Genomic DNA, 15,757 nt, shown 5'->3' on the forward strand with positions numbered 1-15,757 from the left:
ATCAGAAGTCGACAGGCGGCAGCTCCGGGCCACCGGCGGCATCGCCCGCGCCGACCCCGACGCCGAGCTTCTCCAGGATCTTCTTCTCGATCTCGGCGGCCACGTCCGGGTTCTCCCGGAGGAACTCGCGGGCCTTCTCCTTGCCCTGGCCCAGCTGGTCACCCTCGTAGGTGTACCAGGCACCGGACTTGCGGATGATCGACTGCTCGACGCCGACATCGATGAGCGAGCCCTCGCGAGAGATGCCCTTGCCGTACATGATGTCGAACTCGGCCTGCTTGAACGGAGCCGCGACCTTGTTCTTCACGACCTTCACCCGGGTGCGGTTACCCACCACGTCGGTGCCGTCCTTGAGGCTCTCGATGCGCCGCACGTCGAGCCGGACCGAGGCGTAGAACTTCAACGCCCGCCCACCGGTGGTCGTCTCGGGACTGTTGTGCACCATGACGCCGTCGACGAAGTAGTTGTGGTTGCCCTCGACCTCGATGTCGAACCGGTTCATCGAGCGGGTCTTCGGCTTGACCCGGACATCGATGATCCGTGCGGGCACCGGCATCAGCTCCGCCGGGACGAACTGCGGCTCGACGGCACACTGGCCGTGGAAACGCGGCAGCAGCTTGGCCTCCATCGCGGCCGGCACGTAGGGAGCAACCAGCTCCTGGAACTTCGCCGACGACTCGGTGGTGAAAATGATCGATGCCGTCTGCCGGGCACCCCGGGAGACCAGCTTCACGTCCATGCCGTACGCGTCACGCAGATGCTCGACCAGACGGTCGCGGCTGCCCTCCGCCATCGCCTCAACGCAGATCTCGATCCGGCCGGAACCACCAACCGTACGCTCCTGCAAGCCCTTGGAACGGACGGTGAAGCAGCCATCGTCCATGTACCACACGGCGAGGGCGAGCGGGGTAAGCGCCTTGAGGTAGTCCCAGCTGAGGTGCTTCTTGCCGTCGCCCAGGTAGACCGCGCGGCGCAGCTCGTCCAACTCCGGCAGTGGGGTGAAGTCCACGAAGGCCGCGCCCCGCGCGTCGGTACGCCGGGAGTGGCCGATGTTGCCGAGCAGCGAGACCTTCCAGTCGAGGTAGTCGACCTGCTGTGCACCGTGGCCGAGTCGGAAGCGGACACCGGAGCGGTCCTGCCGGTTCGGCGACAGGGCGCCATCACCCATCAGTGAACCGAGCACGACCTGCCACTGCTGCTCACTGAGGCGTCGCGACTCGGCGAGCATCACCCGGTCACCGGCGATCAACTCGCCCGCCTCCCGCCAGCCGCCGGGAGTGCGCACCAGGTGGTTGGCGGTGGCGGCGAACTGCGCCCGCCCGTTGCCGCCCGACTTGGCGACGGTGAACTGGAGGAACTGCTCCGCCGGACCGTTGTTGAACCAGTTGGTGATCCGCTTCGGCTCCACCCGGTCGGTGTCCGGGTTGTAGGAGAGGACCTCGACGTCCATCCGCTGGTTGACGATCTTGCCGATCTTCTCCTGCGTGCCGTCCGCCAGAGTGACCCGGGTCGAGTACGACATGCAGCCGAACATGACGCCGATCTTCTCGCGGAGCTGGTTGATGAAGATCGCGGTGGTGCCGGTGTTGTTGAGCACACCGGTGATCTTCCGCAGCGCCTGGCTCATCAGCCGGGCCTGCAGACCCACGTGGCTGTCGCCCATCTCGCCCTCGATCTCGGCGCGCGGCACCAGCGCGGCGACCGAGTCGATCACGATGATGTCGATCGCGCCGGAGCGGACCAGCATGTCCGCGATCTCCAGCGCCTGCTCGCCGGTGTCCGGCTGGGAGACCAGCAGGGCGTCGGTGTCGACGCCGAGCGCCTTTGCGTACTCCGGATCGAGCGCGTGCTCGGCGTCGATGAAGGCGGCGATGCCGCCGGCCCGCTGGGCGTTGGCCACCGCGTGCAGGGCGACAGTGGTCTTACCGCTGCTCTCCGGGCCGTACACCTCGACGACCCGGCCACGGGGCAGACCACCCACGCCGAGCGCCACGTCGAGCGCGATGGAACCGGTCGGAATGACCGAGGTCTGGATGACCGGCCGCTCCCCCAGCCGCATCACCGAGCCCTTGCCGAACTGCTTGTCGATCTGAGCGAGAGCAAGGTCGAGCGCCTTCTCCCGGTCAGGACCTGCCGCCATCGTTGCCACCCCTGCCTTCGCCGGCGTCTTTCCTGAGCTTCGCGTCACGCGGGACACGCTAGGCGCTGGGTCCGACAGAAAACCAGCCGACTGGCCGTGGCCTGTGGACGAGCACCCCGCTGTGGACAATAGCCGAACAGGTGTACGACTCGGCAAGAGACACGCGGAAGTAACGAATCGACTGCTCAGCGTAGCCGGGCGGGTACCCGGTCGGGATAGGCGGCGACCACGGCGCGCCACACCACGTGCGTCTGCACGCCGGCCTTGAGGGCCTGCTCGATGGTTCGCCCGCCGAGTTCCGACAACACCTGGTCGCTGGCGATGCTGGCCGCGTACGCCGGCCCGAACGCCTCGGCCAGGCGTGCCCAGAAGTCGGTCAGTCGCACGTGATCAGTCCTCCCTGCCCGGTGCACCCACCGGCACCGGACGCAACGCTAGCGCCAGCAGGGGCGCCACCGCGATCGCGGCGAGCAGGGTCAGCACCGGATAGCCCGCCAGTTGCATGACAAACCCGCTCAGTGCCCCCGCCAGCGCTCCAGCCAGCCCCATGAGCAGGTCGGACAGCCCTTGCGCGCTGGGTCGCACCTGGTCCGGTACCGACTCCGACAGCAGTGTGGAACCGGCCACCATGGTCGCCGACCAGCCGAGCCCGAGCAGGATGAGCCCGAGGGTGAGCCGGGGCGTGTGGTGCCCGGCGGTGCCGGCGACCGCGCAGGCGGCCAGCAGCGTCCCGATCCCACCGAGGATGACCGGGCGTCGACCGAACCGGTCGGCGAGCCAACCGACCACCGGTGCCAGCGCGTACATGCCGGCGATGTGCAGGCTCAGCACCAGCCCGACCACCGGCAGCACCTCGTCGAGGGGGTGGTACTCCCGCAGGTGCACCGGGGTCATCGCCATCACCGCCACCATCACCAGGTGGCCGACGGCCACGGCGGCGACGCCGAGCCGGGCAGCCGGTCGGACGCGTACCACCGACCAGGCGGCGCGCATGCCCACGCCGCGCCGGGCCGACGGTGCCGGTGCCGCGACCGGCTCGGCCGGAACCGTGCCGGCCGGGGCGAGCGCGGACGCGGCCGGGGCCGGGGCCGCCGAGGTCGGCGCTGGACCGGCCACCGAGGTCGACCCGGACTCGCCGGTGCGGGCCGCCGCGAGCCGGCGCGCGGTGAGCAGCGGGTCGGGCCGCAACCACAGCAGCAGTACGCCGGCGGCGAGCACGAACGCGACGGCGCTGAACGCGAACGGGCCGGACAGCGCCGGCAGTCCCCAGCCGCTCGTGGTGCGGTCGGCGAGCGCGGCGAAGTTCGGCGCGGCCACCGCGCCGATGGTGGTGGCCCAGACGATCAGCGATAGTTGCCGGGCGCGACGGTCCGGTTCGGCGAGGTCGACAGCGGCGTAGCGGGCCTGGAGGTTGGCCGCGGAGCCGCCGCCGAAGAGAAGCATGCCGAGGAAGAGCAGCGGGACCCAGCGGGTCGCCGCGGCGAGCACCACGAGCGCCCCGCCCAGCGCCCCGACCAGGTACGCGACGGCCAGGCCGGGACGGCGGCCGTACCCGGTGATGATCCGGGTGACCGGCACGGCGAGCAGGGCGGCACCGATCACGGCGGCGCTCTGCGCCAGGCCGGCCACGGCGGTGCCGGCGATCTCGGCGGCGAGCAGGGCGCCGACCGCGATGCCGATGGTCACCCCGATGCCGCCGACGATCTGGGTGGTGAAGAGCAGCCGGAGGGTACGCCGCTGGATCGGCGCGACCTCCGGGTGCGCCGCCGGCGTGGTGGTCAGGTCAGTGGCCAACGGGAGGCTCCTTGGTAAGGGGTGACCATCCTTTCGCACCCGACCGACAGCCGGCAGCCCGGTTTCGTCACAACCCCAGGCCGCGACCGATGATTTCCTTCATGATCTCGGTGGTGCCGCCGTAGATGGTCTGCACGCGGCTGTCCAGCCAGGCCCGCGCCACCGGGTACTCCGCCATGAAGCCGTAGCCGCCGTGCAACTGCACGCACCTGTCGGCGACCCGGTTCTGCAACTCGGTGGTCCACCACTTGGCCTTGGCCGCGTCGGTCACCGAGAGCCGGCCGGCGTTGAACTCGGCCACGCAGTGGTTGACGAAGGTCCGCGCGATGGTGACCTCGGTGTCCAGTTCGGCGAGGAGGAACCGGTTGTGCTGGAACTTCCCGATCGGCCGGCCGAACGCCTCCCGGGTACGCGCGTAGTCGAGGGTCAGCGCGAGCAGCCGTTCCGCGGCGGCGACCGCGGCGACGGCGATGCTGAGCCGTTCCCGGGGCAGGTTGGCCATCAGGTGGTAGAAGCCGTGGTTCTCGGTGCCGATGAGGTTGGTGGCCGGTACCCGGCAGTCGTCGAAGAAGAGTTCGGCGGTGTCGTTGGCCTTCAACCCGACCTTTGCCAGTCGACGGCCCCGGGTGAACCCGTCGGTTCCGGTCTCCACCGCGACCAGGCTGACCCCGTGGGCACCCTCGTCGGCGGTACGGGCCACCACGATCACCAGGTCGGCCAGTTCGCCGTTGGTGATGAACGTCTTCTGCCCGTTGAGCAGGAGGCTGTCGCCGTCACGGACGGCTGTGGTGCGTACGCCGGCCAGGTCGGAACCGGCACCGGGTTCGCTCATCGCGATGGCGGTGACCAGGTCGCCGGAGCAGAACCGGGGCAGCCAGCGTTCGCGTTGCTCCTCGGTGGTCAGCTCGGTGAGGTAGGGCGCGACGACGTCGTTGTGCAGGCCGAAGCCGAGCCCGGAGCAGCCCGAGTTGACGATTTCCTCGACGAGGACGGCGTTGTACCGGAAGTCCCGCTGTCCACCGCCGCCGTACTCGGGGTCGACGTCCATGCCGAGCAGCCCGGCGGCGCCGGCCTTGCGCCACACCTCCCGGTCGACGATCCCGTCGGCCTCCCAGCGCTCGTGGTGCGGCACCGCCTCCCGGTTCAGGAACGTGCGGCACAGCTCGCGGAACTCGTCGTGGTCGGGCTCGTAGAGATGCTGCTGCATGGCGGCAAGTGTGGCACCGGCGCGACCCCGTCGGGTGGTCGGTGCCGATGCCGCGGTGGGGGCGAGCGCGGCAGGTCAGCCGGCGAGAGCGCGGGCGACGACGGTGAGGTCGGCGACCAGTCCGTCGTAGGCCACGTCCTGGTTGTCGGCGCGGAGCACGGCGGAGGGGTGGATGGTGGCCAGCAGTCGGGCCGGCGGCGCGTCGGTGGTCCCGCCGGCGCTGTCGACGGGTACCCGTTGGAAGTCCTCCGGGTGTTGGGCGGCGGCCGGCCAGGGCAGCAGTTCGCCGCGCTGCCGGGTGACCCGGAAGGCCGGGCCGAGCAGCGCCTTGGCGGCGGTCGCCCCGAGCACCACAATCACTTCCGGGTTCAGCTTGGCGAACTCGGCGACCAGCCAGGGCCGGCAGGCGGTGATGTGCACCCGGTCGGGGGTCTGGTGGATGCGCCGCTTGCCGCGCAGCTCGAAGCGGAAGTGCTTTACCGCGTTCGTGAGGTAGATGTGTCCCGGGTCCAGCCCGGAGTCGTCAACCGCCTTGCGCAGCAGCCGGCCGGCGGGGCCGACGAAGGGCAGCCCTTTCTGGTCCTCCATGTCGCCGGGCTGCTCGCCGACGAGGACCAACCGGGCGCTGGCGTCGCCCCGGCCGAATACGGTCTGTGAGGCGTCCCGGTACAGCTCGCAGCCCCGGCAGCCGGTGGCGGCGGCGCGCAGTTCGTCGAGCGTGTCGGCCTGCGGCGGGATGAACCGCTGGGCGCCGGGCGCGGTCTCGGTGTCGGCCATGGCGACTGTTCTACCCGCTGTGACGCGGCCCACGCGAGCAGGAGCGCGGGTTGGTACCGACTTTCAGCAGACCTCGTCTGGCAACCCGGCCACCTGCGCCCGAATCAGCAACTTCGGGATCTGGCCGCCTCGGACCTCAGCCCAGACGACAACAACCCGGACCCTGCTGTCTCACGTCCGCGCCGGGCGTGTGGTGGGTGGGTCGGTCAGGCGGTGAAGCCCGGTGCCGGGGCGGGGCGGGCTGCGCGGGCGACCGCGTCGGCGAGCGTCGGGATCTCCTTCTCGTGCAGGTCGCTGACGGTGATGCGCAAACCCGGCGGCCCGGCGAGGCGGTAGAGCGCGCCCGGTGCGACCGCCCAACCGGCGTCACGCAGGGTGGTCAGCGCGCTTGTCTCATCGTCCACGGGTATCCAGACGTTGATGCCGGTGCGGCCGTACGCGGGCAGGCCACGCTCGGCCAGGGCGGTGATCAGGATGTTCCGTCGCCGTTCGTAGCTCTCCGCCGCCCGGTCGACCAGGGCGGTCACCTCCGGATCTTCCCAGAGCGACAGCACGAGCCGTTGCAGCACTGTGGAGACCCAGCCGGCGCCGATCCGGATCCGGCCGGCCACCCGCGCCACTGTGGTCTCGTCTCCGGCCAGCACGGCCAGTCGCAGGTCGGGGCCGAAGGGCTTGCTCACCGAGCGGAGGAACGCCCAGTGGGTGGTCGCCCCGGCGAGCGGGTGCAGCGGTACGCGGGCCAGTTCGGCAGCGTGATCGTCCTCGATCAACAGCAGGTCGGCACGTCCGGCGAGCAGAGCGCGCAGGGCGTCAGCCCGGTCGGCGGAGACCGCTGCGCCTGTGGGGTTCTGGGCCCGGCTGGTCACGATGAGCGCTCGCGCTCCGGCGTCCAGGGCCGCGGCGACTCCCGCGACGATCGGCCCGTCGTCGTCGATCGGTATTCCGATCGGCCGCAGCCCGAGGGCGGCGAGCAGGTCGAGCAGCCCGGCCCAACCCGGGTCCTCCACAGCGACCGCGTCGCCGTGCCGCAGGTGCGCGCCGAGCAGGCGCTCGATGCCGTCCAGCGCGCCGCCGGTGAGGGTCAGTCCGGGGGCGGGCACCCCGTCGGCGGCCAGCCGGGCCCCGGCCACCTCGGCCATCTCGGGGAGTACGCCGACGTCGGGATAGCCGACCGGGTCGTCGGCGGCGTCGGCGAGGGCGGTCAGGTGCCGACCCAGCGGTGGCAGCAGTCGCCGGTCGGGTGCGCCTCGGGACAGGTCCCGCAGCCCGGGTGCGGGCGGCGGGCGTAACGCCGCCCGACGGGCGGTGACAGGTGGTCGGGGGCGTACCCGGGTGCCGTGTCGCCCGGCGGTGACGATGAGCCCCCGCCGACGCAGCTCGGCGTAGGCACGGGACACGGTGGCCGGGCTGACGGCCAGGGCGGTGGCGAGGGCGCGGACCGGTGGCAGTGGGTCACCGGGGGCGAGGGCGGCGTCGCGGATGCCGGACTCGATGCTCGCCGAAATCTCGACAGCCGTCGAACCCGTCACCTGATAGCGTGCTGGCACAAAGATGGGATTGTACTAGAACAAAGGTGGAAGCATGTACCCGCGAACCACCCGCACCACCGCCAGCCGTTACCGGGACCGGATGAGCTATGACCGGATCGCCGCGCACGCCGTGCTCGACGAGGCGTACGACTGTGCGCTCGGGTTCACCGTGGAGGGCGAACCCCGCGTGCTGCCGACGCTGCACGTGCGCGTGGGCGACACGCTCTACCTGCACGGCTCCACCGGCAGCCGGCCGCTGCTCGCCGCCCGTACCGACGGCCTGCCGGTCTGCGTCGCGGTCACCCTCCTCGACGGGCTGGTCTACGGTCGCTCCCAGTTCCACCACAGCGCCAACTACCGGTCGGTGGTAGCGCACGGCATCGCTCACCTGGTCACCGACCCGGATGAGAAGGCTCACGTGCTGACCGCCCTGGTGGAGAAGGTCGGCACCGGCCGCGCGGCGGACAGTCGGCCCCCGAGCCGGCGGGAGCTGGCCGAGACCGCCGTACTGGCGCTGCCACTTGTGGAGGTCTCGCTGCGCACCCGCACCGGCCAGGTAGGCGACGATCCGGCCGACCTGGGTCTGGCGCACTGGGCCGGGGTGGTACCGCTGCGGCTGACCTCCGGCCTGCCGGAGCCCGACGTCGGGGTCACCGCACCGCTGCCGGACTACCTGCGGCCGAACCGCTCGCCCTGGCACGAACCGGCGGTGCTGCGCGGCGCACACGTGCTGCTGGAGCCGCTCGACCTGGCCCACACCGACGAGTTGTACGCCGCCACCGCCGCCACCGAGGTCTGGCAGCACCTGAGCCGACCGCTGCCGACCGGGCCGGAGCAGGTGCGTGAGGTGATCGTCGCGGCGCTTGCCGAACAGCACCGGCAGGAACGGGTCGCCTGGGCGCAGCGCTGCGCGGTCACCGGCGCGGTGGTCGGCACCACCTCGTACTACGAGATCGACCCGGAGCGTCGGTCGGTGGCGATCGGGCACACCATTCTCGGCCGGCCGTGGTGGCGCACCGGGATCAACACCGAGGCGAAACTGCTGCTGCTCGCCCGCGCCTTCGAGGAACTCGACGCGGTGCGGGTGGTCTGGCACACCGACATTCGCAACGAGCGCTCGCAGCGCGCCATCGAACGGCTCGGCGCGACCCGGGAGGGTGTGTTGCGGATGCACCGGTTGCGGCCCGACGGCTCGTGGCGGGACACCGTGCAGTATTCGATGACCGTCGACGAGTGGCCGAAAGCACAGGTCAGCCTGCGGGAAAGGCTTCGCGCTCACGCCACGTCGGCCCGATGATGTCGGACGTGCTGGGAATCACCGACCTCTGGACGTACGTGCTGGGCACCGTGGCGATCGTGCTGCTGCCCGGCCCCAACTCGCTGTTCGTCCTCTCCACCGCCGCGCGCCGTGGAGTCGGCGTCGGCTACCAGGCGGCGAGCGGCGTCTGGGTCGGTGACGCGATCCTGATGTTCCTCTCCGCCGCCGGGGTGGCCTCGCTGCTCAAGGCGTACCCGCCGATCTTCCTCGTGATCAAGTACGCGGGTGCCGCGTACCTGGGCTATGTGGGGTTGACCATGCTGCGCGGCGCGTGGCGACGCTGGCGGGACCGCAACGACCCGAGCACGCCGCGGCTGATCGACGCCGCGGAGCCGGCGGCGACCCGCAGTCCGTTCCGCAAGGCACTGGTGATCAGCCTGCTCAACCCGAAGGCGATCCTCTTCTTCGTCTCGTTCTTCATCCAGTTCGTCGACCCCACCTACTCCTGGCCGGCGCTGTCGTTCCTGCTGCTCGGCCTGATCGCCCAGGTGACGAGCGCGCTCTACCTGACCGCGCTGATCTTCGCGGGCACCTTCCTGGCCGCCCAGTTCAGCCGACGCCGCCGGCTGGCGGCCGGCGCGACAACCGCCGTGGGTGCCCTCTTCCTCGGCTTCGGCCTCAAGCTCGCCCAGGGCTGACGAACCCGCTGGCACTCCCGGCAACCCGGGACGCCGGCACGGCCCCATCACGCGCCGCCACGGCCGCATCACACCGGCACGGGCCGCATCGCGTGCCGGCACGGGCCGAGTCAGGTGCCGCCGCCACCACCGCCACCGCCGCCCTCGCCGCCACCGACACCGGCACCGCCCGCGTCGGCACCAGGTTCCGGGCCGGGCGGCAGCGGCCGGTCGGGCGGGCGACTGACGTGGGCCGACTCGGAAACAGGGGCCGACCAGTCGGCGTGCGCCGCTGCGGCGGCGTGCCTGTTGATGGCCTCGCGCAGCCACCCGTCCACGGTGTTCACCCAGTCCCGCTGGTCGGCGCCGACGTGCCAGATCCGGAACCGGCTGATGCTGGTGTGGGTGATCCCGGCCAGCGCCAACCGCCGGTCACACCAGAGGATCACCTCCAGGCCTGCGGAGTTGGCCACGAAGATCACCTCCAGCTCGGTGATCGGTCCGGCGTAGAGCGGACCGACCCAGAAGCCCCACCGCTGGTGCAGCGGCAGGGCCTGCTCCACGCCGGGCAGCCGAGCGTCGACAAGCCCGGACTGGCGGACGCTGAAGCCGAGCGTGTCCAGGGCGGCCAGCACGTGCTGCTGGGTCGGCAGCGGGTGGACGAAGACCGGCACCATCGCGCCCTGGTCCAGCGTGGCTTCGATCGCCACCTCGGTACGCAGTCCCATCCGCAGGCTGAGCAGCGGCACCCCGCCCAGCGTGGTCACCGGCGTCTCCCACGGCACCGGGAACTCGAACGGAATCGAGCGGGCCCGTCCGGCCCGCAGCACCAGGGCACCGGCCACCTGCGCCTGGTGGAACTGCACCAGCCGACGGGGAGCCTCCGGATCGTCCGGCTCGGCCGTGCTGACCAGGCCGAGCCGGACGTGCAGGATCGGCACGTCGACGGAGCCGGCGATGAGGTTCACCCGCCCCGGCAGTCGCAGGCCGGGGCGGGTGCTCGGGTTGGCCAGCGCGGTCTGCACCGTCAGGCCCGTACCGCCCGACCCCGGTGACACCCCCGTCAGCCGCACCCGTGTGCCCCTATCTGAGCCGGCGTACCGCGCGCGGAATCGGATCGGTCTCGTCGTCGAACTCCCCGATGACCTCCTCCAGAAGGTCCTCCAGGGCGACGAAGCCGACCGGCCGGGTCGGCCCACCGCCGTTGCGGACCAGCGCGAGTTGCGACTGGCGGGCCCGCATCACGGCGACCGCCTCGGTCACCGTGGCGGTGTCGGGAATCGTGATGGCGTCGTTCATCAGGTCGGCCGCGGTGGCGTCGGGTCGGCCCGCCGTGGCCCGCACCGCCTCCCGGACGTGCACCAGGCCGCAGACGTGACCGGCGGCGTCCACAACCGCCAGGCGGGACCGACCGCTGTCCCGGCTGACCTGCTCGATGTGGCCCGCCGGATCATCGCGACGGACGGTCACGATCTGGTCGAAAGGTTCCATCACCTGCGCCACGGTCGTGCCCTGCAACTCCAGCATGCTGGTGAGCAGTTCGTGCTGGGCGGCGCCGAGCAACCCGTGTTCCCGGGACTGCTCCAGCAGCATCCGCAACTCGTCGGGGCCGTGCACCTGGGCCAACTGGTCCTGCGGGTTGACCTTCACCAGCCGCAGCATCGCGTTGGCCACCGCGTTGAGCACCGACAGCACCGGGCGGGCCACCCGGGCGAAGGCCCGGAACGGCAGCGCCAGCAGCAACGCGGAGCGCTCCGGGTGGGTGATCGCCCAGGACTTCGGCGCCATCTCGCCGACCACCAGGTGCAGGAAGGTGACCAGGCTCAGCGCGAAGATCAGCGCGATCACATGGCTGGCGCCGTACGGCAGGCCGACGGCGTGCAGCAGCGGACCGAGCAGCCGTTCGATCGCCGGCTCGGCCAGGGCACCGAGACCCAGCGTGCACAGGGTGATGCCGAGCTGGGCACCGGCCAGCATCAACGACAGCTCGCGTACGCCGTCGAGGGCGGCCCGGGCCGCCCGGCCACCGCTGGCCGCAGCCTGTTCCAGGCGGTACCGCTTGCTCGCCACGAGAGCGAACTCGGCGGCGACGAAGAACCCGTTGAGCGCCAGCAGGACCACTGAGGTGATCAGCGCGAATCCGGTGCTCATGCGTTCACCTGCGCGGGTCCGTCGGCGAGCTGGAGGCGGACCGAATCGGCCACGTGCCGGTCCACCGCGAGCACCTCGACCAGGGCACGCGGCGGGACCTGGCCGTTGTCGCCGTCGGCCGGCAGGTTGATCTCCAACCGGTCACCGACCTCCGGCACCCGACCCAGCTCCCGCATGACCAGCCCGGAGATGGTGTCGTACTCCGGGCCCTCGGGCAGGGCGATGCCGGTGCTGTCGGCGACCTCGTCGATACGCCAGCGAGCGGGTACCACCCACGAGCCGTCCTCCTGCCGCGCCGGGGCCCGCTCCGGCGGGTCGTCCTCGTCGCGGATCGGGCCGACCAGTTCCTCGGCGATGTCCTCGAGGGTGATGACGCCCGCGAAGCCGCCGTACTCGTCCACCACGCAGGCGAGCTGGCGGTGCCCCGAGCGGAGCCGGTCCAGCACGGTGGGCAGCGGCAGCGTCTCGGGCACCAGCAGCGGGGGTACGGCCACCGCGCTGACCGGGGTGGTGGCACGCTCGGCCGGCGGCACCTGGAGCACGTCGGCGATGCCGATCACGCCGACCAGGTCGTCGACGCCCTCCGTGCCGCGTACCGGGAAGCGGGAGCGTCCGGTGTCGAGCAGCTCGACCACCCGGCTGACCGGCTCGTGTGCCCGCACGGTGTGCACGTCGACCCGGGGCACCATGGCCTCACCCGCGGTCAGCTGCCGGAAGTCGAGCCCCCGGTCCAGCAGCGCCGACATGTCGGCGTCGAGGTGCCCCTCCAGCCGGGACTCGGCGATGATCTGTTCCAGGTCCTCCGGGGTGGCGCCGCTGGGCAGCTCCTCGATGGGCTCGATGCCGACCCGCCGCAGCAGCCGCACCGCGGACTTGTCGAAGAGCTTGATCAGCGGGCCGGCGATGGCCAGGTAGACCAGGGTGGAACGGGACAACGCCCGGGCCACCTGCTCGGGACGGGCGATGGCCAGGTTCTTCGGGGCCAGCTCACCCACCACCATCTGCACCACAGTGGCGATGACCAGGGCCAGCGCGACGGACAACGGCAGGCTGACACCGGCGGAGACGCCGGCCAGGCCGAGCAGCTCGGCCAGGCCGGCACCGAGGTACGGTTCGGCGGCGTAACCGACGAGCAGGGCGGTCACGGTGATGCCGAGTTGCGCGCCGGAGAGCATGAACGACAGCCGTCCGGCGACCTCCAGGGCCCGTGCGGACGCCTGGTCGCCCTCGGCGGCGCGTTGCTTGAGCTTGCCGCGGTCGACCGCGACGTAGCCGAACTCCTGCGCGACGAAGTACCCCGTCGCGACGGTCAAGACGATGATCAGAAGAAGGCCGACGAGGATCAACACGGGAGGTTCAGGGCTCCCGGGGTCGTCGGTCGGTGGGGATGCCGGGGCCTACCCGGCTGGCTACTGCTGCCCTCCTGGGCAGAAGAGTCGATCATGCGGTCATTCTACCGGCGTCGAGGTCCGGGCCGGGCGGGAGTGCGTACTCATTGTGGTCGCCCGACCGGTTCAACGGTCGGCGAGTTCGTCGGCGTCGAGCAGGTTCCGGTCCACCCGCCCGGCGCGGTACGCGGCCCGACCGATCATCTGCGCGGCGACCGGAGCGGTGGCCAGTTGGAAGACCCCGACGAGGACGATCATGCCCAGGTCGGCGGGGCTGCGCAGCCGCAGCCCCAGACCCAGCAGCAGGAGCAGCACCCCGAGCACCTGCGGCTTGGTGGCCGCGTGCATCCGGCTCAGCGTGTCCGGGAACCGCAGCACCCCGATGGCGGCGGCCAGACTCAGCAGCGCACCGGCGACCAGGCTGACCGCGCCCAGCCAGTCGGCGACGCTACCCGGTGTCACGCCCGGTCCCGGACAGCGAAGCGGACAAGCGACACGGAGCCGACGAAGCCGAGCAGGGCGAGCACCACGAGCACCGGCAGGGTGGTGGCGTGCCGGTTGACCGCCGCCTCCGCGCCCACGGCACCGACCATCGTGGCGAGCAGCATGTCGGCGGCGACGACCCGATCCAGCAGCGACGGGCCCCGGTAGAGGCGGCCGAGGGCGAGCAGCGCGGTCACCGACAGCAGCGTGGTGAGGACGATGGCGAGGAAGACGGTCACGGAGACTCCTTGTCGACGGGTCCGGTACGTACCCGGCGCAGCTCGGCGTTCGAGCCGACCGCCTCGACGATCCGCCGCTCCACGGCGCGGACCTGGGCCCGGTGGGCGTCCAGGTCGGCGGGGCCACGTACGTCGAGCACGTGCACGTAGAGGATTCCGGCGTCCCGGTCCACCTCCACGATCAACGTGCCGGGCACCAGGGAGAGCACCTCGGCGGTGAGGGCCAGGTTGAGATCGGTGGGCAGGCGCAGCCGCACCCCGAGGATCGCCGAACGGGGGGTGTAGCCGGGCTGCACCGCGATCCGGGCGACGTGGGCGCTGGCCCGGACCAGTTCGACGACGAACCGGCCGCCGAACACCAGCAGTCCCCACGGCCGGAGCCGGCCGTGGAAGGTCACCGGCGGCAGCGGGAAGAACAGCAGCACCACGGCGGCGACAAGCAGCCCGCCCAGCAGATTGCCCCAGGTGAGCTCTCCCCAGAACAGGTTCCAGGCCAGCACCAGCCAGCCGTAGGCGATCAGCTGGTCACGCCACCGGCCCATCCGGGTCTGCCGGTCCGCCGACGCGGGCGGCAGGGCGCCCGGCGCGGTCATGACACCCCGCCCGGCAGGACGGCGCGCACGTACGGGGTGCGCTCGATCAGATCCGTCGCGGCCCGCCCGGTGTACTCGAACAGCGGACCCGCCACCACTGTCAGCGCCACCCCGAGCGCGACCAGGGCGACAGTGGCACCGACCATCAACGCGGGCAGTGGTGCGGTCGGCGCGACCGTCTCGCAGGGTGAGCGCCAGAAGGCGATGTTCCACACCCGGCTCGCCACGTAGAGGGTGAGCAGGCTGGTCACGGTGCCCACGGCGACAAGCGTCCAGGGCAGCGGTCCGCCGGCGGCCACCCCGGCCTGGAGCAGGCCGAGCTTGCCCAGGAAACCGGAGAAGGGCGGGATGCCGGCCAGGTTCATCGCCGAGACGAAGAAGAGCACACCCACCATGGGTGCCAGCCGGGCCAGTCCGCCGAGGCGGCGCAGGTCGGTGCTGCCGGCCCGCTGCTCGACCAGTCCGGAGATCAGGAACAGGGTGGTCTGGATGGTGATGTGGTGGACCACGTAGAAGATGGCGCCGACCAGCCCGGCGACAGTGCTCAGCCCCACCCCGAAGATCATGTAGCCGATGTGGCTGACAAGCGTGAACGACAACAGCCGCTTGATGTCCGACTGGGCCACCGCGCCGAGGATGCCGACGAGCATGGTCAGGCCGGCCGCCACCATCAGCAGTTCCCCGGCCTCCTGCCCCGGGAAGAGCAGGGTCTGGGTCCGGATGATCGCGTACACGCCGACCTTTGTGAGCAGACCGGCGAAGACCGCGGTGACCGGGGCGGGGGCCGTCGGGTAGCTGTCCGGCAGCCAGGCCGACAGCGGGAAGACCGCCGCCTTGATGCCGAAGGCCACCAGCAGCATCAACTGAAGACTCAGCCGTACGCCGTCCGGCAACGCGTCGAGCCGCGCGGTGAGCTGAGCCAGGTTCAGCGTGCCGGTGGCCGCGTAGACCAGGCCCACCGAGATCAGGAAGATCATCGACGCCAGGATGTTGACCACGACGTAGGTGGAGCCGGTACGGATGCGGGGCGCGGTGCCGTTGAGCGTGATCAGCACGAAGCTCGCGGCGAGCAGCATCTCGAAGCCGACGAAGAGGTTGAACAGGTCACCGGCGAGGAAGGCGTTGCACACACCGGCGGTCAGCACCAGATAGGTGGGGTGGAAGATCACCACCGGGGACCTCTCCCCGGTCTCCGCCTGACCCTGCCCGATCGAGTACAGCAGCACGCAGAGGGTCACCGCCGAGGACACCACGAGCATCAGCGCGGCCAACTGGTCGGCGACCAGCACGATGCCCACCGGCGCCGGCCAGCCGCCGATCTGCATCACCACCGGCCCCTCCCGGTACGCCTGCACCAGCAGCACCACCGCCACCACCAGGCTCGCGCTCAGGCAGCCCACGCTCACCGTCCGCTGGGTCCACGGACGGCTGCCCAGCAGCAGCGTCACCGCGGCGCCAAGCAGCGGTAGCACCACCGGCAGCGGCACGAGCGCGCTCATCGCCGCCACCGCCCGTACCGGC

At 71.4% G+C, this 15,757-nt stretch carries 15 protein-coding genes and 2 pseudogenes; 2 read left to right on the forward strand and 15 right to left on the reverse strand.

Features of this window, described 5'->3' with window-relative positions; all coding sequences use genetic code 11:
• Position 1: 1 nt before the first annotated feature.
• The 8 genes and pseudogenes from CLT74_RS31375 to CLT74_RS14715 form a co-directional block, all read right to left on the reverse strand.
• Positions 2–502, reverse strand: coding sequence for a hypothetical protein (locus CLT74_RS31375; RefSeq protein WP_275410384.1), 501 nt, complete (start codon positions 500–502; stop codon positions 2–4).
• Between the two features lie 171 nt (positions 503–673).
• Positions 674–1,228, reverse strand: a pseudogene (locus CLT74_RS31380) (LAGLIDADG endonuclease); the annotation flags it as partial.
• 60 nt (positions 1,229–1,288) lie between these two features.
• Positions 1,289–2,140, reverse strand: a pseudogene (gene recA, locus CLT74_RS31385) (recombinase RecA); the annotation flags it as partial.
• A gap of 185 nt (positions 2,141–2,325) precedes the next feature.
• Positions 2,326–2,526, reverse strand: a complete 201-nt coding sequence (locus CLT74_RS14695) for a DUF3046 domain-containing protein (protein ID WP_099847051.1) — start codon at positions 2,524–2,526, stop codon at positions 2,326–2,328.
• Positions 2,527–2,530: 4 nt separating this feature from the next.
• Entirely contained in the window at positions 2,531–3,934 is a 1,404-nt protein-coding gene (locus CLT74_RS14700; RefSeq protein ID WP_099847052.1) for an MFS transporter, read from the reverse strand.
• 67 nt (positions 3,935–4,001) lie between these two features.
• Positions 4,002–5,141 (reverse strand): acyl-CoA dehydrogenase family protein, encoded by a 1,140-nt coding sequence (locus CLT74_RS14705; RefSeq protein ID WP_099847053.1) that lies wholly within the window; start codon positions 5,139–5,141, stop codon positions 4,002–4,004.
• Positions 5,142–5,216: 75 nt separating this feature from the next.
• Positions 5,217–5,918 carry a UdgX family uracil-DNA binding protein gene (locus tag CLT74_RS14710; protein WP_099847054.1) on the reverse strand — a complete coding sequence of 234 codons (702 nt, stop codon included), beginning with the start codon at positions 5,916–5,918 and terminating at the stop codon, positions 5,217–5,219.
• A gap of 206 nt (positions 5,919–6,124) precedes the next feature.
• Positions 6,125–7,465 (reverse strand): aminotransferase class I/II-fold pyridoxal phosphate-dependent enzyme, encoded by a 1,341-nt coding sequence (locus CLT74_RS14715; RefSeq protein WP_099847055.1) that lies wholly within the window; start codon positions 7,463–7,465, stop codon positions 6,125–6,127.
• A gap of 34 nt (positions 7,466–7,499) precedes the next feature.
• On the opposite strand from CLT74_RS14715, the gene CLT74_RS14720 reads away from it, so the two are divergent.
• Positions 7,500–8,744 (forward strand): bifunctional pyridoxamine 5'-phosphate oxidase family protein/GNAT family N-acetyltransferase, encoded by a 1,245-nt coding sequence (locus tag CLT74_RS14720; protein ID WP_099847056.1) that lies wholly within the window; start codon positions 7,500–7,502, stop codon positions 8,742–8,744.
• Positions 8,741–9,403, forward strand: coding sequence for a leucine efflux protein LeuE (gene leuE / locus CLT74_RS14725; RefSeq protein WP_099847057.1), 663 nt, complete (start codon positions 8,741–8,743; stop codon positions 9,401–9,403). The genes CLT74_RS14720 and leuE overlap by 4 nt, the downstream gene beginning before the upstream one ends.
• Positions 9,404–9,513: 110 nt before the next feature.
• Here leuE and CLT74_RS14730 read toward each other — a convergent pair whose 3' ends face one another.
• From CLT74_RS14730 to CLT74_RS14760, 7 genes are all read right to left on the reverse strand, one after another.
• Positions 9,514–10,455: a sporulation protein gene (locus CLT74_RS14730; RefSeq protein WP_099847058.1), complete on the reverse strand. Its 942-nt coding sequence runs from the start codon at positions 10,453–10,455 to the stop codon at positions 9,514–9,516.
• A 10-nt stretch (positions 10,456–10,465) separates the two neighbouring features.
• Positions 10,466–11,533: a hemolysin family protein gene (locus tag CLT74_RS14735; protein ID WP_099847059.1), complete on the reverse strand. Its 1,068-nt coding sequence runs from the start codon at positions 11,531–11,533 to the stop codon at positions 10,466–10,468.
• On the reverse strand, positions 11,530–12,882 hold the full coding sequence (locus CLT74_RS14740; RefSeq protein WP_099847060.1) for a hemolysin family protein: 1,353 nt from the start codon (positions 12,880–12,882) through the stop codon (positions 11,530–11,532). The genes CLT74_RS14735 and CLT74_RS14740 overlap by 4 nt, the downstream gene beginning before the upstream one ends.
• Before the next feature lie 165 nt (positions 12,883–13,047).
• Complete coding sequence (mnhG, locus tag CLT74_RS14745; protein ID WP_099847061.1) at positions 13,048–13,383, reverse strand: monovalent cation/H(+) antiporter subunit G; 336 nt, start codon at positions 13,381–13,383, stop codon at positions 13,048–13,050.
• On the reverse strand, positions 13,380–13,643 hold the full coding sequence (locus CLT74_RS14750) for a monovalent cation/H+ antiporter complex subunit F (protein WP_099847062.1): 264 nt from the start codon (positions 13,641–13,643) through the stop codon (positions 13,380–13,382). The genes mnhG and CLT74_RS14750 overlap by 4 nt, the downstream gene beginning before the upstream one ends.
• The gene (locus CLT74_RS14755) at positions 13,640–14,236 is read right to left on the reverse strand and encodes a Na+/H+ antiporter subunit E (RefSeq protein ID WP_099847063.1); all 597 of its coding nucleotides are present in this window, start codon (positions 14,234–14,236) and stop codon (positions 13,640–13,642) included. The genes CLT74_RS14750 and CLT74_RS14755 overlap by 4 nt, the downstream gene beginning before the upstream one ends.
• Positions 14,233–15,735: a Na+/H+ antiporter subunit D gene (locus CLT74_RS14760; RefSeq protein WP_099852018.1), complete on the reverse strand. Its 1,503-nt coding sequence runs from the start codon at positions 15,733–15,735 to the stop codon at positions 14,233–14,235. Before CLT74_RS14760 ends, CLT74_RS14755 begins: the two co-directional genes overlap by 4 nt.
• Between the last annotated feature and the right edge of the window lie 22 nt (positions 15,736–15,757).

Source organism: Verrucosispora sp. CNZ293 (assembly GCF_002754655.1).

What these genes read in the sequence shown, in the direction of transcription:
- CLT74_RS14760 (WP_099852018.1), bottom strand. Translation starts at nt 15,735, where the DNA reads ATGAGCGCGCTCGTGCCGCTGCCGGTGGTGCTACCGCTGCTTGGCGCC.
- CLT74_RS14710 (WP_099847054.1), bottom strand. Translation starts at nt 5,918, where the DNA reads ATGGCCGACACCGAGACCGCGCCCGGCGCCCAGCGGTTCATCCCGCCG.
- leuE (WP_099847057.1), top strand. Translation starts at nt 8,741, where the DNA reads ATGATGTCGGACGTGCTGGGAATCACCGACCTCTGGACGTACGTGCTG.
- CLT74_RS14735 (WP_099847059.1), bottom strand. Translation starts at nt 11,533, where the DNA reads ATGAGCACCGGATTCGCGCTGATCACCTCAGTGGTCCTGCTGGCGCTC.
- CLT74_RS14720 (WP_099847056.1), top strand. Translation starts at nt 7,500, where the DNA reads ATGTACCCGCGAACCACCCGCACCACCGCCAGCCGTTACCGGGACCGG.
- CLT74_RS31375 (WP_275410384.1), bottom strand. Translation starts at nt 502, where the DNA reads ATGAACCGGTTCGACATCGAGGTCGAGGGCAACCACAACTACTTCGTC.
- CLT74_RS14705 (WP_099847053.1), bottom strand. Translation starts at nt 5,141, where the DNA reads ATGCAGCAGCATCTCTACGAGCCCGACCACGACGAGTTCCGCGAGCTG.
- CLT74_RS14755 (WP_099847063.1), bottom strand. Translation starts at nt 14,236, where the DNA reads ATGACCGCGCCGGGCGCCCTGCCGCCCGCGTCGGCGGACCGGCAGACC.